Consider the following 19,621-nt stretch of genomic DNA (forward strand, 5'->3'; position numbering starts at 1 on the left):
CGCGATCAGATCAGCTTGACGAGCTGCTTGCCGAAATTCTGGCCCTTGAGCATGCCGAGGAACGCTTCGGGCGCGTTCTCGAGCCCGTCGGCCACGCTCTCGCGATACACGAGCTGCTGCTTGCCGACGAGCGTGCCGAGTTCGGTGAGCGCCTGCGGCCAGACGTCGAGATGTTCGGTGACGATGAAGCCCTGCACGAGCAGCCGCTGCGTGAGGATCAGCTGCGGAAACTTGAGCGGCACCGGCTCGCCGTCGTAGCCCGCGATCATGCCGCACACGGCGATACGGCCGAACGGATTCATGCGCGCGAGGGTGGCGTCGAGCACGGCGCCGCCCACGTTCTCGAAGTAGCCGTCCACGCCCTCGGGCGTCGCGGTCTTGAGGTCCTGATAGAGATTGCCGGCCTTGTAGTCCACGCACGCGTCGAAGCCCAGCGTTTCGGTCACGTAGCGGCACTTTTCCGCGCCGCCCGCGATGCCCACGGCGCGGCAGCCCGCGCGCTTCGCCAACTGGCCGACCACGCTGCCCACGGCGCCGCTCGCCGCGCTCACCACGACCGTTTGCCCTGCCTGCGGCTTGATGATGCCGTTCAGGCCGTACCAGCCCGTCACGCCCGGCATGCCAACCGGGCCGAGATACGCGGAAAGCGGCACGTGCGTCGTATCGACCACGCGCAGATCCGCGCCGTTCGACGTGCCGTATTCCTGCCAGCCCGCCATGCCCACGACCTTGTCGCCGGCCTTGAACTTCGCGTTGCGCGATTCGACCACCTCGCCCACGGTGCCGCCGATCATGACCGTGTCGAGCGCCTGCGGCGCCGCGTACGACTTGCTGTCGTTCATGCGGCCGCGCATGTACGGATCGAGCGAGAGAAAGTGATTGCGCACGCGTACTTCGCCTTCCGCGAGCGGCGCGAGCGGTGTTTCGACGAGGCGGAAATTGTCGGTGCTGGCCGCGCCTTGCGGGCGGGAAACGAGCAGGATCTGGCGATTGGTTTGAGTCATGGCGTGCCTCTGTCGCGTGATGCGTCATGGAGTGCGCGGCGTGCGACGACATCAGCAGGCCGCGCGATGAACGGCAAAAAAGCGCGCGAAAAAATAGAGATCAAAGCGACGAAAAACGGCGCGAAACCGCTGCGGCAAACTTGCGCCGATCAGCCGTCGCTCGGTCCCGGACGCGCGCTGGGATCGCTGCGCAGACGCTGGCGGGTCACGTCGCGACCCACGGCAAGCCTGCGCATGTACTTGAAGGTGCCGAGCGCCTTCGCGACGAAATGGCCTTCGCTGTCGCGAATCTCGCCTTCGCAATAGGCCATCGTGGTCGAGCGGTGAAGCACACGGCCCGTGGCGCGCAACTCGCCGCGCCCCGGCTGCATGAAGTTCACTTTCATTTCGACGGTGACGACGCCCACGCCGTCGGCCGCGACACTGCGTGCGGCCATGGCGAGCGCGACGTCGCACAGCGTCATGGTCACGCCGCCGTGCGCGACGTCCCACGTATTCATGTGACGCGCGGCGAGCGGCAGCACGACTTCGCTTTCGCCGTCGCGGGCGCTCACGAGTTGCGCGCCGAGGTGATCGACGAACGGGCTTTCAATGATCGTCTGCGGGGTTTGCTGCGGGTCTGCGGAGGCGTCGGTCATGGTGCTCGTCATCATCAGGCCAGGTAATCCACGCACTGGCGCGTCTCGACCACGAGCTTCGCGAACTGCTTCACCACCAGATGGCCCGGGTGCACCTGATAGGCGTCGAGCGCCGCCTTATCGGCGAAATCGGACACGAGCACGATATCGAACGTCGAGTCGAGGCCCTCGCCCGCCACGCCCACTTCGAGATGCAGCGTGCCCGGCACGAGGTCGCGGCAGCTTTCCAGCAGCGTCTTGAGCTTCGCGACGTTTTCCGCGCGCGACGCGCCTTCGGCGGATTCCTTGAGCTTCCACATCACGATATGACGAATCACGATTTCACCTTTCTGTCTGCATGAGGACGGCATGGCGATCGCTTCGAGCGCCACGCCGGAAGCCGTCATGATACCCGCAGCACCGCTTGCACGAAGGCCGCGCGAACAGCGCGCATGCCGCCATTCACGCACTCGGTCAGGCGATTTCGAACAGCCCTGCCGCGCCTTGCCCGCCGCCGATGCACATCGTCACGACGACGAACTTCGCGCCGCGCCGCTTGCCCTCGATGAGCGCGTGGCCCGTGAGACGCGCCCCCGAAACCCCATACGGATGGCCCACGGCGATCGCGCCGCCGTTCACGTTCAGGCGATCGGTGGGAATGCCCAGCTTGTCGCGGCAATAGAGCACCTGCACCGCGAACGCTTCGTTGAGTTCCCAGAGGCCGATGTCCTCGACCTTGAGGCCGGCCTGCTTGAGCAGTTTGGGCACCGCGAACACGGGCCCGATGCCCATTTCGTCCGGCTCGCAGCCGGCCACCGCGAAGCCGCGGAAAATGCCGAGCGGTTGCAGGCCTTCGCGCTCGGCCACCTTCGCGTTCATCACGACGCAGGCGCTCGCGCCGTCCGAAAACTGGCTCGCGTTGCCAGCCGTGATCACACCGCCGGGCAACGCCGTGCGAATCTTCGCCACGCCTTCGAGCGTGGTGTCGGCGCGAATGCCTTCGTCGGCGGCAATGGTCACTTCCTTCGTGACGAGCTGGCCCGTGGCTTTGTCGGCGATACCGGCGAGCACCGTCATCGGCACGATTTCGTCGTTGAAGAGGCCAGCGGCCTGCGCCGCCGCGGCGCGCTGCTGTGACTGCACGCCGTATTCGTCCTGGCGCGCCTTCGAGATTTCATAGCGTTTCGCGACGTTTTCGGCCGTTTGCAGCATGTTCCAGTAGATCTCGGGCTTGTGCTGGTTGAGCCAGCCTTCGACCATCATGTGGCGGTTCATCTCGTTCTGCACGCACGAGATCGATTCCACGCCGCCCGCCACGAACACGTCGCCTTCGCCAGCAATCACGCGTTGCGCCGCGAGCGCGATGGTCTGCAATCCCGACGAACAGAAACGGTTCACGGTCATGCCGGGCACGCTCACGGGCAAGCCCGCGCGCAGCGCGATCTGGCGCGCGATGTTGCCGCCGGTCGCGCCTTCGGGATTCGCGCAGCCCATGATCACGTCCTCGACGCGCGCGGGGTCGAGCTTCGCGCGCTCGACGGCGGCTTGCGTGACATGGCCGCCGAGCGTGGCGCCATGCGTCATGTTGAAGGCGCCCTTCCACGATTTGGCGAGGCCCGTGCGGGCGGTGGATACGATTACGGCGTCGGTCATGGTGTCTCCTTGTGACCTGCGCGGCGGGGGCGCGGGTCGCGATTATCTTGCTGATGTCGTGAGTCGTCTTTCGTATCGAACGAGCGCATTTAGCGCATCTGGCGGCTCAAGCGCGGCCAGCGAGCACGTCGGCGGTTTGCGCGCGCGTCACGCCTGCCGCGTGCAACTGCTCCCATGCGGCAGCCAGCGAGCCATTCAGATCGATCGCGCGCGAGGCGTCCTCGATCAGCACGGTCTCGAAGCCCGCGGCGCGCGCGTCGAGCGCCGACCACGCCACGCAATAGTCGGTGGCGAGCCCGCAGCAATACACGCGCTGGGCGCCCACGTCGCGCAGATACCCCGCGAGTCCCGTGGGCGTCTTGCGGTCGGCCTCGAGAAACGCGGAATAGCTGTCCACGTCGGCGTGATGCCCCTTGCGGATAATGGCGCGCGCGTGCGGCACGTCGAGATCGCGATGCAGCGCCGCGCCCTCGGTGTCCTGCACGCAGTGCGTGGGCCACAACACCTGCTCGCCGTAGGGCAGCGTGGTCATCTCGAAGGGTGCGCGGCCCGCGTGATTGGCGGCAAACGAAACGTGCTGCGCCGGGTGCCAGTCCTGCGTGAGCACCACGTGGCCGAACTCGCGCGCGAGCCGGTTCGCGACCGGCACGACCTCGTCGCCGTGCGCGACGGCCAGCGCACCGCCCGGCATGAAGTCGTATTGCAGGTCGATGAGCAGGAGCACGTCGTTTGCGCTTCTCATGTTGCGTCGTCCGTTGGAAAAGACCTAGTTGAAAGATCCGCCCCGGGAGGCGAGTTCGGTAATCGAGGGCGCGGGTTGCCACGCCGCGCCGTTGGGCTGCTGCGCGTAGCGGCGCATCGCGCGCTCGACGTTGTAGAGGCCCACGCTATCGGCATACAGCATCGGGCCGCCGCGCCACAGCGGAAAACCGTAGCCCGTGAGATAGACCATGTCGATGTCGGAAGCTTTCGAGGCGATGCCTTCTTCGAGAATCTTCGCGCCTTCGTTCACGAGCGCGAACACCAGCCGCTCGACGATTTCGTCGTCGGCCAGCTTGCGGCGCGCGACGCCCACTTCCTGCGAATACGCGACGATCATCTCGTCAACGAGCTTCGAAGGCAGCGCATTGCGCTCGCCCGCCTTGTAGTCGTACCAGCCCGCGCCGGTCTTCTGCCCGAAGCGGCCCTGCTCGCACAGGCGGTCGGCGATCTTCGAATAGTCGAGCTCGGGCTGTTCCTGGTAACGGCGCTTGCGAATCGCCCAGCCAATGTCGTTGCCCGCGAGATCGCTCATGCGGAACGGTCCCATCGCAAAGCCGAACTTCTCGATCGCGCGGTCGACCTGCGCGGGCAGCGCGCCCTCTTCGAGCATGTAAAGCGCCTGGCGAATGTATTGCTCGACCATGCGATTGCCGATAAAGCCGTCGCACACGCCCGAGACCACAGCGGTCTTGCGGATCTTCTTCGCGACCTGCATGACCGTGGCGAGCACGTCCTTGGCCGTTGCCTTGCCGCGCACGACTTCGAGCAGCTTCATCACATTCGCGGGACTGAAGAAGTGCAAGCCCACCACGTCCTGCGGGCGCTTCGTGAACGCCGCGATCTTGTCGACGTCGAGCGTGGAGGTGTTCGAGGCGAGAATCGCGCCGGCCTTCGCGACTTCGTCGAGACGTTTGAACACCTGCTCTTTCACGCTCAATTCTTCGAACACGGCCTCGATCACGAGATCGGCCTGCGCGAGGTCGTCATAAGAGAGCGTCGGGCGAATCAGCGCCATGCGCGCTTCGAGTTTTTCCGCCGTGAGCTTGCCCTTCCTGACCTGCGCCTCGTAGTTCTTGCGGATGGTCGCGAGACCGCGATCGAGCGCTTCCTGCTTCGTTTCCAGCAGCGTGACGGGCAAGCCCGCGTTGAGGAAGTTCATGGTGATGCCGCCGCCCATCGTGCCCGCGCCGATCACGGCCACTTGCCGGATATCGCGCGTGGGCGTGCTCGACGGCACGTCGGGGATCTTGCTCGCGGCGCGCTCGCCGAAGAACGCGTGACGCAACGCGCGGCTTTCGGGCGTCTGCACGAGTTCGACGAAGCACGCGCGCTCGAACGCGAGGCCCTTGTCGAAACCCTCTTTCACGCCAGCCGCGATGGCATCGACGCATTTGAGCGGCGCCGGATAGTGCTTCGCCATCGCCCCAACCGTGTTGCGCGAAAACTGCAGAAAGCCCTCGGCGTTCGGGTGCACGATCTTGCGATGGCGCACGAGCGGATGCGGGCCCGCTTTATCGCCGGCCTTGCGTGCGAACGCGATAGCTTCTTCGAGCAGATCGCCTTGCGCCATGGCGTCGAACAGCCCGGCATTCGCGAGCGTTTCGCTCATCACAGGCGTGCCCGTGACGATCATGTTGAGCGCGGTTTCGAGCCCGATCGCGCGCGGCAGACGCTGCGTGCCGCCCGCGCCGGGCAGAATGCCGAGCTTGACTTCGGGCAGTGCGATCTGCGCGCCGGGCGCGGCCACGCGATAGTGCGCGCCGAGCGCGAGTTCGAGGCCGCCGCCCATCGCCACGCTGTGGATCGCGGCCACGACCGGCTTCGCGCTTTTCTCCACTTCGTTGATGACGGTGTGGAGCGTGGGCTCCTGGGTCGCTTTCGGCGTGTTGAATTCGGTGATGTCGGCGCCACCGGAGAAGGCCTTGCCGGCGCCCGCGATGACGATGGCGCGCACCGCGGTGTCCGCGTTCGCGCGCGCGAGGCCCTCGACGATGCCGGTGCGTGTGGCGTGGCCCAGGCCGTTCACCGGCGGATTGTTGAGCGTGATGACGGCAACGCCGTCGCGTGTCGTGTAATCCACTGCCGTGCTGACTGCCGGATCTGATGCCATTGGGCTGCCTCCATGCTTGCGGGCCGCGGTGTGCGTTGTCGGCTTCATTGTCCGACATTCCCCGTCAGACGGCAGGATACATAAAAAAGAACGTTCGTTCAATTTCAATGCTGCACTGCGCACGCCAGGGTTTGTACCGAGCGTGTCGGTCCGGCTGGAGCGCGCGGGCCCGTGGCTCGCGCCATCGGCATGAAAACGCAGGCAAAAAAAACGCAGCCAGAGGCTGCGCCGGAGAAGCGGTGCGCACGGTCCGGTGCGCGTGAATACCTGCGTGATGCGTACGTGACGCGTACGTGATGCGTACGTGACTCGTGCCTTCGTTCTATTCGCGCTGGGCCAGCGGCTTGTCGGCGTGCGCCGGTTCATCGTCGAGCGGACAGCCCGCCACCGCGAGCGCGCTGGGCAGCACGTAGTCGCGGAACTGCTCGCGCAGCTTGAGCTTTTGCAGCTTGCCCGTGGCCGTGTGCGGCAATTCGTCGACGAACGTCACGTCGTCGGGCAGCCACCATTTCGCGACCTTGCCCGTGAAGAACGCGAGCAGTTCGTCGCGCGTGACGGCGGCGCCCGGCTTCTTCACGGCGACGATCAGCGGGCGCTCGGTCCAGCGCGGATGCGCGCACGCGATGCAGGCGGCCTCCGCGATGCCCGGATGCGCCACGGCGATATTCTCCAGATCGATCGAGCTGATCCACTCGCCGCCGGACTTGATCACGTCCTTGCTGCGGTCGGTGATGTGCAGGAAGCCGTCGGGGTCGATGGTCGCGACGTCGCCGGTGGGAAACCAGCCGTCCACGAGCGGCGAGGCGCCGCGCTGTGCACTGTCCTGGCCGCTCTCATGGCCGCCGTCCTGCCGAAAATACCGGTCGATGACCCACGGCCCGCGCACGTGCAGATCGCCGAACGCGACGCCGTCCCACGGCAGTTCGCGGCCGTCGTCGCCGACGATCTTCATGTCGACGCCGTAGATCACGCGGCCCTGCTTTTCGAGCAGCGCGCGGCGCGCCTCGAGCGGGCGCTGCGACTGCTCCCAGTTGAGCTTCGAGAGCGTGCCGAGCGGCGACATCTCCGTCATGCCCCACGCGTGAATGACCTGCACGCCGTAGTCGTCCTCGAAGGCGCGCAACATGGCGGGCGGGCACGCCGAGCCGCCGATCACCGTGCGCTCGAGCGTGGAAAAGCGCACGCCCGCGTCGCGCATGTACGTGAGCAGCCCGAGCCAGACGGTCGGCACGCCCGCCGACGCCGTCACGCGTTCGGCTTCCATCAATTCGTATAGCGATTTGCCGTCGAGATCCTTGCCGGGCAGCACGAGCTTCGTGCCCGCAAGCGCCGTGGCGTGCGGAATGCCCCACGCGTTCACATGGAACATGGGCACGACGGGCAGAATGGCGTCGCGCGCCGAGAGCGACATGGCGTCGGGTAACGCGGCGGCGTACGCGTGCAACACCGACGAGCGGTGCGTGTACAGCGCGCCTTTCGGATTGCCGGTCGTGCCCGAGGTGTAGCAAAGATTCGAGGCCTGCTTCTCGTCGAGTTCGGGCCAGGCGTACTGGCCGTCCTGCGCGTCGAGCAGCGTTTCGTAGCAGCGCACTTCGGTGCGCAGGTCCGGGCGATGCGCTTCGTCGCAAAGCGCGATCCAGCCGCGCACATTCGGACACTGCGTGGCGAGCAGATCGACGAGCGGCGCGAACGTGGTGTCGAACAGCACGTAGCGGTCGTCGGCATGATTGACGATCCACGCGATCTGCTCGGGAAAGAGCCGCGGATTGATGGTGTGGCACACGGCGCCAAAGCCCGTCACGCCGAAATAGGCCTCCACGTGCCGGTAGCCATTCCATGCGAGCGTGGCCACGCGCTCGCCGGGCTCCACGCCGAGCGCCCTGAGCGCCTGCGCGAGCTGTTTCGCGCGCGTTTCGCACTCGCGCCACGTATAACGATGAATATCGCCTTCGATACGACGCGACACGATTTCGGTGCTGCCATGGTGGCGCGCGGCGTGCGCAATCAGCGACGACACCGTGAGCGGCACGTCCATCATTTGACCCAGCAGCGGCGCACTCATCGGTCGCGTTCTCCTTGTGTGATGAAAGCCGGGAAAGCGGTGGAAGCCTTGCCTCGTCCCGGATTGTCCTTGCACCGGCGAAGCCCTCTCCAGCACGCCGGCGGGCGCCGACTTACAATATCGGCTAATCAAAAGGCCCTCAATATGTCGTTTTCACCAGGCTCTACCGATTCTTCCGGCGGCACGTCCGCCGCTTCGTCCACCGCAACGCTGCTGCCCGCGAGCGGCCCGATCGCCGACTTCGAGCGTGCGCTTACCGTGCCGCGCGAGGATTCATTCGCGGCGCTCGGCACGCGTTTCTACACGCGGCTGCCCGGTGCGCCGCTGCCCTCGCCGTATGTCATCGGCGTGTCGCAACCGGTCGCCGCGCAACTCGGCCTCGCCCCGCAAGCCGCCGCCGATCCCGCCTTCGCGGCGCTCTTCAGCGGTAATTTCACGCGCGAACGTCCGCCCTCGACGATGTCGTACGCGTCGGTGTATTCGGGGCATCAGTTCGGCGTGTGGGCGGGCCAGCTGGGCGACGGCCGCGCGCTCGTGCTCGGCGAGGTCGAGCACGGCGGCATGCGCAATGAAGTGCAGCTGAAAGGCGCGGGCCGCACGCCCTACTCGCGCATGGGCGACGGCCGCGCGGTGCTGCGTTCGTCGATCCGCGAATTCCTCTGCTCCGAGGCCATGCATCACCTCGGCATCCCCACCACGCGCGCGCTCGCGGTCACGGGTTCGGACTTGCCGGTGCGGCGCGAAACGCTGGAAACGGCGGCCGTGGTCACGCGCGTCGCGCCGAGCTTCGTGCGCTTCGGCCATTTCGAGCACTTCTATTCGCAAGACGACGTGGACGCGCTGCGCGCGCTCGCCGATCACGTGATCGCGCGCTTCTATCCGCAGTTGCGCGACGCCGACGACCCGTATCTCGCGCTGCTCGACGAAGCCGTGCGCACCACGGCCGCGCTGATGGTCGAATGGCAAGCCGTGGGCTTTTGCCATGGCGTGATGAACACCGACAACATGTCGATACTCGGTCTCACGATCGACTACGGCCCGTTCGGTTTCATCGACGGCTTCGACGCCAATCACATCTGCAATCACTCCGATACGCAGGGCCGCTACGCGTATCGCCAGCAACCGCAGATCGGCTACTGGAATCTCTTTTGCCTCGCGCAGGCGCTCGTGCCGCTGTTCGGCGCGCAGTACGGCATCGCCGACGAGAAAAAGCTCGGCGAACGCGTGGTCGCCGACGCGCAGGCCTCGCTCGAACGCTTCAAGGGCCATTTCGCGCCCGCGCTCGAAGACCGCATGCGCGCGAAGCTCGGTCTCGAACACGCGCAGGACGGCGACGACGCGCTCGCGAACAAGCTGTTCGAGATCATGCACACGAATCGCGCCGACTTCACGCTCACGTTCCGCCATCTCGCGCGCGTGTCGAAGCACGATGCGAGCGGCGACAGCGCGGTGCGCGATCTCTTTCTCGATCGCGCGGCGTTCGACGCGTGGGCCGGCGACTACCGCGCGCGCCTCGCGCACGAAACCCGCGACGACGCCGCGCGCGCCGCCGCCATGAATCGCGTGAACCCGAAATTCGTGCTGCGCAATCACCTTGCGCAAACGGCCATCGAGCGCGCGGCGCAGAAGGACTTCAGCGAAGTCGAGCGCCTCGCGCAAGTGCTGCAACGTCCGTTCGACGAGCAGCCCGAACACGCCTCGTACGCGGCGCTGCCGCCCGACTGGGCGAGTTCGCTCGAAGTCAGTTGCTCTTCGTGAGCGCACCCCCATATAACGAGTCTTCGCTGTTTCCCCTTCGTCAAAGGAACCCGATATGAGCCAGGACGACCACAACTCCACCGCCTACCCCGGCCATCAGCCCGATGCCGAATGGCGCGACAAGCTCGACGAGACGCAATACCAGGTCACGCGCCACGCGGCCACCGAGCGCGCGTTCACGGGCAAGTACTGGGATCACTTCGATCGCGGCGTGTACGACTGCGTGTGCTGCGGCACGCCGCTGTTCGAGTCGGACACGAAATTCGACGCCGGTTGCGGCTGGCCCAGCTATTTCCGCCCGATCGACGGCGAAGTGATCGAGGAAAAAACCGACCGCTCGCACGGCATGCTGCGCATCGAAGTGCGTTGCAAGAACTGCGGCGCGCACCTCGGCCACGTGTTCGAAGACGGTCCGGCCCCGACCGGCCTGCGGTATTGCATCAATTCGGCTGCGTTACAATTCGAGCCCAAGTGAGTTGATCGACGCGCAAGCCACGCAAGCGCCCGCCCGAGGGCGCGACGCCGCCTCTCGCGCGTCGCGCCCTTTTTTGCGGCGTGCAGGCATCGCACGCGTCAGGCTCTTTCGTCTACTTTCAGGCCGATAATGAAATTTCTGTTTGATCTGTTTCCGATCATCCTCTTTTTCGTCGCGTTCAAGGTGTGGGGCATCTTCACCGCGACGGCCGTGGCGATCGTCGCCACGCTGCTGCAGATCGCGTGGGTCGCTTTCCGTCACCGCAAGGTCGACCCCATGCTGTGGCTCTCGCTCGGCATCGTGGTCGTGTTCGGCGGCGCCACGCTGATGCTGCACGACGAAACCTTCATCAAGTGGAAGCCCACGGTGCTCTACTGGGCGTTCTCGATCGTGCTGCTGGTCTCGCAACTGGCGTTCGGCAAGAACCTCATCGAAGCGATGATGGGCAAGCAGATCTCGCTGCCCACGCGCATCTGGACGCAGCTCAATTTCGTGTGGTCGATCTTCTTCGCGCTGCTCGGCATTCTCAATCTGTTCGTCGCGTTCCACTTCTCCACCGACGCGTGGGTCGACTTCAAGCTGTTCGGCGCCACCGGCATTCTCGTGGTGTTCATCGTCGGCCAGAGCCTGTGGCTTTCGCGTTACATGAAGGAAGAAGAATGAGCGACGTATTTCTCAACGCCAGTCCCGCCGAGCGCGTCGCGCTGATCGAAACGCGCCTCACGGCCGCGCTCGCCCCCATCCAGTCGCTCACCATCAGCGACGACAGCGCGCAGCACGCGGGCCACGCCGGCGCTGCCGCGGGCGGTCATTTCAGTGTCACGATCGTGGCCGCCGCATTCGCGGGGAAAGCCCGCGTGGCAAGGCATCGCATGGTGTATGATGCGCTGGCCGAAGCCATGCAGCGCGGCATTCACGCGCTCGCGATCACGGCGCTCACGCCTGAAGAAGCCGCAGCCCAGCGCTAACATCGCCTCTTCGCTTTTTTCATACGTTCCCGCTTGTTCAGTTAGGACTTTTCGATGACCTTGAAGAAAACCCGTCTCTGGGTGTTGCTGGCTGCTTGCGCGGCGGCTCCCGCGTTCGCGCAGAATATCGCCGTCGTGAACGGCACGCCGATTCCCAAAGCGCGCGCCGACGCACTCGTCGAGCAACTCGTGCATCAAGGCCAGCAGGATTCGCCGCAGCTGCAAACGGCGGTGCGCGAAGAACTCGTGAACCGCGAAATCCTCATGCAGGAAGCGGCGCGCCGCGGCATTCCGAATCGCCCGGACGTGAAGGCGCAAGTCGCCGTGGCGCAGCAGACCGTCGTGCTGCGCGCGCTGATCGAAGACTTCGTGAAGAACAACGTGCCCACCGACGCAGAAGTCAAGGCGCGCTATGACCAGCTGACGAAGGACGCGGGCGGCAACGAATACCACCTGCACCACATCCTCGTCGACAACGAGCAGCAGGCGAAGGATCTGATCGCGAAGATCAAGGCCGGCGCGAGCTTCGAAGACCTCGCGAAGCAGTACTCGAAGGACCCGGGCTCGGCGAAGAACGGCGGCGACCTCGACTGGTCGGACCCGAAGGCCTACGTGCCGGAATTCGCGAACGCGGCCACGCATCTGCAGAAAGGCCAGATCACGGATACGCCGGTGCACACGCAGTTCGGCTGGCACATCATCCGCGTGGACGACATCCGCCCGGTCACGCCGCCGCCGCTCGAACAGGTGCGCCCGCAGATCGTTCAGCAGATCCAGCAGGAAAAGCTGCAAGCGTTCGAAGAGAATCTGCGCAAGCAAGCGAAGATTCAGTAACGCCAACGTTGCTCGGGCGTGCTTCGGCACGCTTCGGCGCGTCACGATTGAAAAAGCCCCGCTTTTGCGGGGCTTTTTGCATTCCGGCGTCCGGCTCCATCACTGCGGCGGCGGCGCTTCGTTCAACTCGTAGTTCGTGCTGCGCCCACCGCCTTCCGCCTTACGCAACACGCCGCGCGCGACCAGATCGTTGATGTCGCGCAGCGCCGTGTCCGACGAACACCTCGCGATCGCGGCCCACTTGCTCGTGTTGAGCTTGCCTTCGAAGCCGTCGAGCAGCTTGTTGACGAGTTTCGCCTGGCGCTCGTTGAACGGCGTGGCGGCCCAGCGCTGCCAGAACCGCGCCTTGGCGAGCACGGCGTCGAGCGTGAGCTGTGCCTCGTCCACGGCGCGGCGCAGCGTGGCGAGAAACCACGCGAGCCAGGGCGTGACGTCCATCGAGGTTTTTTGCGTGCGCTCGAGGATCTCGTAGTACGCCTTGCGCTCGCGCTGGATCTGCGCGGAAAGGCTGTAGAAGCGCTGCGAGCTGTGCTCGGCCCGCGCGAGCAGCAGGTCGCCGATCGCGCGCGCGACGCGGCCGTTGCCGTCGTCGAACGGGTGGATCGTCACGAACCAGAGGTGCGCGAGACCCGCGCGGATCAGCGGCGGCTCGCTCGCGCTCGTGGTGTCGCGCGCATTGACCCATGCGAGAAAGCGCTGCATTTCCGCTTCCAGACGCGGCGCGGGCGGCGCCTCGAAATGCACGCGCTGGCGGCCGATAGGCCCGGACACCACCTGCATCGGCCCGCTGGCGTCGTCGCGCCACGTGCCCACGTCGATGCGCGCGAGCCCCGAATAGCCCGTGGGAAACAACGCCGCGTGCCAGCCGAACAGGCGCTCGCGCGTGAGCGGCGCGGCGCTGTTCGTGGTGGCGTCGATCACCATTTCCACGACACCTTCCACATGCCGATCCACGGGCGCGAGCGCGCCGATGTCCACACCCAGCCGCCGCGCAATGGACGAGCGCACGGATGCCACGTTCAGATGCTCGCCCTCGATCTCGCTGGTCTTGACGACGTCCTCGGTGAGCGCCGCGAGACTCGCCTCGTCGCGCAACGCCATGCCCACGTCGGCGAGCCGGCCCATCAGCAGACCCTGCGCACGACTCGCCTCGGCCATGGGCCCGGCCAGTTGCGCGAGGTCGTAGCGCCATGCGGGCCAGTCGCTCGCTTCCCAGAGATAAGTGTATTCGCCGCGATTCATGCGGTGATTATGCCGCGGATTCGCCGCACACGCCATTTATTCGCCGCGTTTTTTGCGGCGAATAAGGGCGCGATTCACCGCAACGAGGCGCGCGGGTTGGTCGTCGGCCAAGAAAAAACCCCGGCGCATCCACGTAGGACACAGCCGGGGTTGTCGCCGTAGCGGCACGTCAAGGCATTAGCCGAGCCACTTGCGCGCGTTCTGGAAGGCGCGCATCCACGGGCTCGCCTCGCCCCAGGCTTCGGGGTGCCAGCTCATCGTGACCGTGCGCTGCACGCGCTCGGTGTGCGGCATCAGCACGGTGAAGCGGCCGTCGGCGGTCGTGACCGAGGTGATGCCTTGCGGCGAGCCGTTCGGGTTGAACGGGTAGCCTTCGGTCGCCTGGCCGCGATGGTCGACGAAGCGCATGGCCACCGCCACCTTCGAGATATCGCCCTGCTGCGAGAAGTCGGCAAAGCCCTCGCCGTGCGCGACCGCCACGGGAATGCGCGAGCCTTCCATGCCGTTGAAGAAGATCGACGGCGAGCTTTGCACTTCGACGAGCGAGAAGCGCGCCTCGAACTGCTCCGACTTGTTGCGCGTGAACTTCGGCCAGGCTTCGGCGCCCGGAATCATCGAAGCGAGGCTCGAAAGCATCTGGCAGCCGTTGCAGATACCGAGCGCGAAGGTGTCCTTGCGCGCGAAGAACGCCGCGAACATGTCGGCGAGCTGCGCGTTGAAGCGGATCGTCTTGGCCCAGCCTTCGCCCGCGCCCAGCACGTCGCCGTACGAGAAGCCGCCGCAGGCCACCGCGCCCGCGAAGTCGGCAAGGGTGGCGCGGCCTTCGAGCAGATCGCTCATGTGCACGTCGTGCGCGTCGAAGCCCGCGCGGTCGAACGCATACGCGGTTTCCAGATGCGAGTTCACGCCCTGCTCGCGCAGGATCGCCACGCGCGGGCGCGCACCCTTGCCGATGAACGGCGCGGCCACGTCTTCCGACGAATCGAACGTGAGATGCGGCTGCATGCCGGGGTCGGCGGCGTCCTTCAGTGCGTCGTATTCGGCGTCGGCGCAGGCGGGGTTGTCGCGCAGGCGCGCGATGCGCCAGCTCACTTCGCTCCACGCGCGTTGCAGCTCGGCGCGCGGTTCGGCGTAGATGCGCTTCGCGTCGCGGTAGATTTCGACCGAGTCGCGGTCGTTGAGCGCGCCGATCACATGCGAGCACGCCGACAAACCGTATTGGCGCAGCACGCCGAACACGGCGTCGCGTTGTTGCGCGGGCACCTGGATCACGGCGCCGAGTTCTTCCGAGAACAGCGCGCGCAGCGTGCGGTCTTCGCGGCGGCCGCTCGTTTGCTTCGCCCAGTCCTTGGCGTCGCCGAAATCGGACTCGTGGTCGGTGTCGAGCGTGAGCATGTCGACGTTGAGCGACACGCCCGTGTGGCCCGCGAACGCCATTTCGCACACCGTGGCCCAGAAACCGCCGTCCGAACGGTCGTGGTACGCGAGCAGTTGCTCGTTCGCGTTCAGATGCTGGATGGCCGTGAAGAACTGCTTCAGGTCTTCGGCGCTGTCCACGTCGGGCACGGCGTCGCCGACCTGCTGCGTGACCTGCGCGAAGATGCTGCCGCCGAGACGGTTCTTGCCGCGGCCCAGGTCGATGCCGATCAGCACGGTCTCGCCCACTTCGTCGGCACGGCGCAGTTGCGGCGTGAGATGGCGGCGCACGTCTTCCACCGGCGCGAACGCCGAGATGATGAGCGACACCGGCGCGACCACTTCCTTCGCCACGCCCTCGTCGTTCCACTTCGTGCGCATGGAGAGCGAATCCTTGCCCACCGGAATGCCGATACCGAGCGCCGGGCACAGTTCCATGCCGATCGCCTTTACGGTGTCGTAGAGCGCGGCGTCTTCGCCCGGCGCGCCGCACGCGGCCATCCAGTTGGCGGAGAGCTTGAGCTTGTCGAGCGACTGGATCGGCGCGCTGGCGATGTTGGTGATCGCCTCGCCCACGGCCATGCGGCCCGATGCGGGCGCGTCGATCACGGCGAGCGGCGTGCGCTCGGCCATCGTCATCGCCTCGCCCTTGTAGCCCGCGTAGTCGAGCGTGGTGATCGCGCAGTCGGCCACCGGCACCTGCCACGGACCGACCATCTGGTCGCGCACGCTGGTGCCGCCCACCGAGCGGTCGCCGATGGTGATGAGGAACGACTTGCTGCCGACCGTGGGATGGCGCAGCACGTGCTTCGCGACTTCCTCGAAGGCGATGCCGGTCACGTCGACGGGCGTGAGCGAGACGCTCGCGTGCTCGACGTCGCGGTGCATGCGCGGCGGCTTGCCGAGCAGGATGTCCATCGGCATGTCGACGGGCTGATGGCCGCCGTTCGCGGCGAGCGCTTTTTCGTCGGTGTCGACGAGCTTCAGGTCGCGCTCGGCCGTGGCGACGCCCACCACGGCGAACGGGCAGCGCTCGCGCGTGCAGATCGCCTCGAACGCGGGCAGATCGGCGGGGGCGATCGCCAGAACGTAGCGTTCCTGCGATTCGTTCGACCAGATTTCGCGCGGCGAGAGACCCGATTCCTCGAGCTGCACTTTGCGCAGTTCGAAGCGCGCGCCTTTATCCGCGCCGTCGACGAGTTCCGGGAAAGCGTTCGACAGACCGCCCGCGCCCACGTCGTGGATGCTCAGAATGGGATTGCCTTCGCCCAGCTGCCAGCACGAGTTGATGACTTCCTGCGCGCGCCGCTCGATTTCCGGATTGCCGCGCTGCACCGAGTCGAAGTCGAGTTCGGCCGTGTTGGTGCCGGTCGCCATGGAGCTGGCCGCGCCGCCGCCCATGCCGATGCGCATGCCGGGGCCGCCGATCTGGATCAGCAGCGTGCCGGCCGGCAGATCGTGCTTGTGCGTGTGCTGCGCGCTGATATTGCCGATGCCGCCCGCGATCATGATGGGCTTGTGGTAGCCGCGCACCGTGCCCGCCACGTTTTGCTCGTACACGCGGAAGTAGCCGCCGAGGTTCGGGCGGCCGAATTCGTTGTTGAACGCGGCGCCGCCGAGCGGGCCGTCGATCATGATCTGCAGCGGCGAAGCGATGCGGTCCGGGCGGCCGTAGGTCGCGTCCTGCGCGTCGGCGGGATTGCGGTGCGTGAGCGGCGTGGCGGCGTCGCGGGCGTTTTCCCACGACTCGCGCGCTTCCGGCAGGTCGAGGTTCGACACCGTGAAGCCCGTGAGACCGGCCTTCGGACGCGCGCCGCGGCCCGTCGCGCCTTCGTCGCGGATTTCGCCGCCCGAGCCCGTGGCCGCGCCCGCGAACGGCGAGATCGCCGTGGGGTGGTTGTGCGTCTCCACCTTCATCAGCGTGTGCGTGAGTTCGGTGTGACGGCCGTACTGTTCGCCCGGCTTGCCGCCTTCATGAGCCTTGCGCGGGAACCAGCGTTCCGCGATCGCGCCTTCCATGATCGACGAGTTGTCCGAATACGCGACGATGGTGCCCTGCGGGCTCATCTTCTCCGTGTTGCGGATCATCGCGAACAGCGACATGTCCTGCTCTTTGCCGTCGATGGTCCAGCTCGCGTTGAAGATCTTGTGGCGGCAGTGCTCGCTGTTGGCCTGCGCGAACATCATCAGTTCGACGTCGGTCGGGTTGCGCTCGAGCTTCCTGAACGCGTCCACGAGATAGTCGATTTCGTCGTCGGCGAGCGCGAGGCCCAGTTCGCCGTTGGCGGCTTCCAGCGCCGTGCGGCCCTGGCCGAGCACGTCGACGGTCTGCATCGGACGCGCCGGCAGTTCGTCGAACAGATGCAGCGCCGCGTCGCGCGAAGGCGCCACGTTTTCGGTCATGCGGTCGTGCAGCGCTTCGGCCACGGCGACGCGCGCTTCGTCCGAAAGCGTTTTCTTGCCGAGCAGACCCGACTTCAGCTCCACCGTGTACTCGATGCCGCGCTCGATGCGGCGCACGCCTTCCAGACCGCAGTGATGCGCGATGTCGGTGGCTTTGCTCGCCCACGGCGACACCGTGCCGAAGCGCGGCACCACGAGGAAGGTCGCCGCGTTGGCGCGCTCCTGCGGGGCCGCGAACGGCGCGCCGTAGTGCATCAGCGCTTCGATCTTCGCGCTGTCTTCAGCGGAAAGCGGCGTGGCCGAATTGACGAAATGCAGATACTGGCCGTGCACGCCGACGATGTTGGCGTCGATACGCTGGAGCGTTTCGAGCAGGCGGGTCTGACGGAAGTCGGAAAGGGCCGAAGCACCGGGGAAACACGAGAAGTGGGCCATGGACTGGGGCGTTGCGTGATTTGCGTCGGGTTGCGTCGCGGCTTCGCGGTGCGCGCGGGCGTCGCAAGGTGGCGATGCGTCGCGCTCGGGCGGCGAAGGTCAGGCGAAGGAAGACCGCGATTATAACCCGGATACCCCTTCCTGACCGCCCTGCCAGCCTCGCGGCGCGCGCTTTCGGAGCCCGTTCGCGGCCTAATTTCGGGACGATGCAACGGCCGTATCGCGCTGCCTCGCACGGCATAGCTCCCGTTTTGCGATAAATGCGACTAGCATGAAAGGAGCGGCGCGCGGCCCGGGCCGCGGCCGACAAGCGGACCCGCGCCTGCCCCCTGAGCCGCGCCCCGCTTGCCGCTTCATGGCGATAGGGGCGGTTTGGCTGCTATCATTGCGCACTTCGTTTCATCTGATCGGCGCGTTCACGGCAACGCTCGCGCGCCGCATGCCCCACCATCGGCCGGTCGCCCTCGTTCGAGCGCGCGTCGCCTGCCTGCAGATCGTATCGTCATGGATGTCATCGTCATCGGCGGCGGAATCGCCGGCATCGCCACCGCCTACCAGCTGCGCGCGGCCGGGCATCGCGTCTGCGTGATCGAACGCCACGCCACCGTGGCGCAAGGCGCCACCTACGGCCACAGCGGCGTGGTGTTGCCCACGCCGCTCGACGTCTGGTTCGGTCCCACCTTCCTGCGCCACGGCCGGCAGTCGTCGGGCGGCGTCATCAGCAAGGCGGGCTGGCGCGGCCAGGCGCACGCGTTCACCAAGCGGCTCGGCGCGCTGCACGGCTCGGAAGCCTTCGAGGCGCGCTATGCGTTGCTGCGGCCGCTGATCGACTCGGCGCAGGCCGAACTCGACGACATCGACGGACGCTTTCAGCTCGAATACGAACAGCGCGACGGCCTGCTCTATCTCGTGCGCGGCAACGACGAATGGTCGCTCACGCAGCCCGCGCTCGAACTGCTGCGCCAGTTCGAGACGCCGCACCATGCGCTCTCGCCCGCCGAATGCGTGGCGTTCGACGCCGCGATTCCCGCCGATCCGCCTTTCGCGGGCGGCGTGCGCTTCGAGAACGGCCGCGTGGCCAATTGCCCGTTGTTCGTGAAGCTGCTCAAGCAGGTGCTCGACACCCAGGGCGGCGTGCAGTTCGTGACCGGCCGCGAAGTCACGGCGATCCGCGTGGAAAGCCAGCGCGCGGCCGTCGATCTCGCACCGCAGCCGAACGAAGCCGGCCGCTCGCGCGACGTCGACGTCATGTCGGCGGACGCGGTGGTGGTCGCGGCGGGCGCGCAGACGCCGCATTTGCTCGCGCCATTCGGGCTCAAGCTGCCGGCGTACCCGTTGCGCATGCACACACTCAATTCGCCGGTCGCGCACGAAGAGTGCGTGCCGCACGGCACGATCGTCGATGCGGGCAAGCGCATCGTCATCACGCGCATGAATCACCGGCTGCGGATCTCGGGCGCGGCCGTGCTGCTGCGCGAGAAGGAAGTGGACGAAGCGCTGCCCGAATCCGTCACCGAAGACGCGCTGGCGCTGCTCGGGGAAGCCTCGCGCGACTGGGCGCCGGGCGCCGCGCGCATTTCCGCCGCGCTCGCGTGGGAAGGCGTGAAGCTGCTGTCCGCCGACGGCCTGCCGGCGGTCGGCAACGTGGGACACCCGCGCCTCTTCGTGAACGCGGGCCACGGCCCGGCCGGCTGGGCGCTCGCGCTCGGCTCGGCGAAGCTGATCGCGCAGCAGGTGTCGAACAGCGCGCCGGATCTGCCCGCCGAAACCATTCAGGCGCTCTGGCCGGGGCGCGATTAAGTCCGGCTCTGGCCGGATTTCGTTCGATGCCGTGACGCCGCGGCGCGTCGCGACGTGAGCGTTACGAAGTCGCCTCGGTATT

The 19,621-nt window shown here is 66.6% G+C and carries 15 protein-coding genes; 6 read left to right on the forward strand and 9 right to left on the reverse strand.

The annotated features are described in order from the left end of the window. Positions 1-5: 5 nt before the first annotated feature. From FAZ98_RS06975 to FAZ98_RS07005, 7 genes are all read right to left on the reverse strand, one after another. Complete coding sequence (locus tag FAZ98_RS06975) at positions 6-1,004, reverse strand: NADP-dependent oxidoreductase (protein ID WP_158950063.1); 999 nt, start codon at positions 1,002-1,004, stop codon at positions 6-8. Between the two features lie 149 nt (positions 1,005-1,153). Next, positions 1,154-1,642, reverse strand: a complete 489-nt coding sequence (locus FAZ98_RS06980) for a PaaI family thioesterase (RefSeq protein WP_158950065.1) — start codon at positions 1,640-1,642, stop codon at positions 1,154-1,156. A 14-nt stretch (positions 1,643-1,656) separates the two neighbouring features. Continuing rightward, on the reverse strand, positions 1,657-1,959 hold the full coding sequence (locus FAZ98_RS06985; RefSeq protein ID WP_158951899.1) for a Dabb family protein: 303 nt from the start codon (positions 1,957-1,959) through the stop codon (positions 1,657-1,659). Positions 1,960-2,095: 136 nt separating this feature from the next. Then, a complete protein-coding gene (locus tag FAZ98_RS06990) occupies positions 2,096-3,274 on the reverse strand; it encodes an acetyl-CoA C-acyltransferase (protein ID WP_158950067.1) in 1,179 nt (392 codons plus the stop codon). Positions 3,275-3,380: 106 nt separating this feature from the next. Then, positions 3,381-4,016, reverse strand: a complete 636-nt coding sequence (gene pncA / locus FAZ98_RS06995) for a bifunctional nicotinamidase/pyrazinamidase (protein WP_158950069.1) — start codon at positions 4,014-4,016, stop codon at positions 3,381-3,383. Between the two features lie 24 nt (positions 4,017-4,040). Further along, on the reverse strand, positions 4,041-6,146 hold the full coding sequence (locus tag FAZ98_RS07000) for a 3-hydroxyacyl-CoA dehydrogenase NAD-binding domain-containing protein (RefSeq protein WP_158950085.1): 2,106 nt from the start codon (positions 6,144-6,146) through the stop codon (positions 4,041-4,043). Positions 6,147-6,468: 322 nt separating this feature from the next. Continuing rightward, the gene (locus FAZ98_RS07005) at positions 6,469-8,208 is read right to left on the reverse strand and encodes a 3-(methylthio)propionyl-CoA ligase (protein WP_158950087.1); all 1,740 of its coding nucleotides are present in this window, start codon (positions 8,206-8,208) and stop codon (positions 6,469-6,471) included. Positions 8,209-8,352: 144 nt separating this feature from the next. On the opposite strand from FAZ98_RS07005, the gene FAZ98_RS07010 reads away from it, so the two are divergent. The 5 genes from FAZ98_RS07010 to FAZ98_RS07030 all read left to right on the forward strand — a co-directional run bounded on the left by FAZ98_RS07010 (position 8,353) and on the right by FAZ98_RS07030 (position 12,243). Further along, positions 8,353-9,966 (forward strand): protein adenylyltransferase SelO, encoded by a 1,614-nt coding sequence (locus FAZ98_RS07010; RefSeq protein WP_158950089.1) that lies wholly within the window; start codon positions 8,353-8,355, stop codon positions 9,964-9,966. A 55-nt stretch (positions 9,967-10,021) separates the two neighbouring features. After that, on the forward strand, positions 10,022-10,441 hold the full coding sequence (gene msrB / locus FAZ98_RS07015) for a peptide-methionine (R)-S-oxide reductase MsrB (protein ID WP_158950091.1): 420 nt from the start codon (positions 10,022-10,024) through the stop codon (positions 10,439-10,441). 129 nt (positions 10,442-10,570) lie between these two features. Next, positions 10,571-11,104 (forward strand): septation protein A, encoded by a 534-nt coding sequence (locus FAZ98_RS07020; protein ID WP_158950093.1) that lies wholly within the window; start codon positions 10,571-10,573, stop codon positions 11,102-11,104. Next, complete coding sequence (locus tag FAZ98_RS07025; RefSeq protein WP_158950095.1) at positions 11,101-11,409, forward strand: BolA family protein; 309 nt, start codon at positions 11,101-11,103, stop codon at positions 11,407-11,409. Before FAZ98_RS07020 ends, FAZ98_RS07025 begins: the two co-directional genes overlap by 4 nt. 54 nt (positions 11,410-11,463) lie before the next feature. After that, entirely contained in the window at positions 11,464-12,243 is a 780-nt protein-coding gene (locus FAZ98_RS07030) for a peptidylprolyl isomerase (RefSeq protein ID WP_158950097.1), read from the forward strand. A gap of 99 nt (positions 12,244-12,342) precedes the next feature. Here FAZ98_RS07030 and FAZ98_RS07035 read toward each other — a convergent pair whose 3' ends face one another. Continuing rightward, on the reverse strand, positions 12,343-13,485 hold the full coding sequence (locus FAZ98_RS07035) for a Fic family protein (protein ID WP_158950099.1): 1,143 nt from the start codon (positions 13,483-13,485) through the stop codon (positions 12,343-12,345). A 177-nt stretch (positions 13,486-13,662) separates the two neighbouring features. Beyond that, positions 13,663-17,739, reverse strand: a complete 4,077-nt coding sequence (gene purL / locus FAZ98_RS07040) for a phosphoribosylformylglycinamidine synthase (RefSeq protein ID WP_158950101.1) — start codon at positions 17,737-17,739, stop codon at positions 13,663-13,665. Between the two features lie 504 nt (positions 17,740-18,243). On the opposite strand from purL, the gene FAZ98_RS07045 reads away from it, so the two are divergent. Beyond that, positions 18,244-19,539 carry an FAD-dependent oxidoreductase gene (locus FAZ98_RS07045; protein WP_158950103.1) on the forward strand — a complete coding sequence of 432 codons (1,296 nt, stop codon included), beginning with the start codon at positions 18,244-18,246 and terminating at the stop codon, positions 19,537-19,539. The last annotated feature ends 82 nt before the right edge of the window (positions 19,540-19,621 follow it).

Origin of the sequence: Paraburkholderia acidisoli (genome assembly GCF_009789675.1) — a bacterium.
Classification (GTDB): Bacteria; Pseudomonadota; Gammaproteobacteria; order Burkholderiales; family Burkholderiaceae; genus Paraburkholderia; species Paraburkholderia acidisoli.

Bases quoted from the DNA above. Each gene is read 5' to 3' on its own strand.
- FAZ98_RS07020 (WP_158950093.1), top strand. From the start codon at position 10,571: ATGAAATTTCTGTTTGATCTGTTTCCGATCATCCTCTTTTTCGTCGCG.
- FAZ98_RS07000 (WP_158950085.1), bottom strand. From the start codon at position 6,146: ATGGCATCAGATCCGGCAGTCAGCACGGCAGTGGATTACACGACACGC.
- FAZ98_RS06980 (WP_158950065.1), bottom strand. From the start codon at position 1,642: ATGACCGACGCCTCCGCAGACCCGCAGCAAACCCCGCAGACGATCATT.
- FAZ98_RS06990 (WP_158950067.1), bottom strand. From the start codon at position 3,274: ATGACCGACGCCGTAATCGTATCCACCGCCCGCACGGGCCTCGCCAAA.
- purL (WP_158950101.1), bottom strand. From the start codon at position 17,739: ATGGCCCACTTCTCGTGTTTCCCCGGTGCTTCGGCCCTTTCCGACTTC.
- FAZ98_RS07035 (WP_158950099.1), bottom strand. From the start codon at position 13,485: ATGAATCGCGGCGAATACACTTATCTCTGGGAAGCGAGCGACTGGCCC.
- FAZ98_RS06975 (WP_158950063.1), bottom strand. From the start codon at position 1,004: ATGACTCAAACCAATCGCCAGATCCTGCTCGTTTCCCGCCCGCAAGGC.
- FAZ98_RS07025 (WP_158950095.1), top strand. From the start codon at position 11,101: ATGAGCGACGTATTTCTCAACGCCAGTCCCGCCGAGCGCGTCGCGCTG.
- FAZ98_RS07030 (WP_158950097.1), top strand. From the start codon at position 11,464: ATGACCTTGAAGAAAACCCGTCTCTGGGTGTTGCTGGCTGCTTGCGCG.
- pncA (WP_158950069.1), bottom strand. From the start codon at position 4,016: ATGAGAAGCGCAAACGACGTGCTCCTGCTCATCGACCTGCAATACGAC.
- msrB (WP_158950091.1), top strand. From the start codon at position 10,022: ATGAGCCAGGACGACCACAACTCCACCGCCTACCCCGGCCATCAGCCC.
- FAZ98_RS07010 (WP_158950089.1), top strand. From the start codon at position 8,353: ATGTCGTTTTCACCAGGCTCTACCGATTCTTCCGGCGGCACGTCCGCC.
- FAZ98_RS07005 (WP_158950087.1), bottom strand. From the start codon at position 8,208: ATGAGTGCGCCGCTGCTGGGTCAAATGATGGACGTGCCGCTCACGGTG.
- FAZ98_RS07045 (WP_158950103.1), top strand. From the start codon at position 18,244: ATGGATGTCATCGTCATCGGCGGCGGAATCGCCGGCATCGCCACCGCC.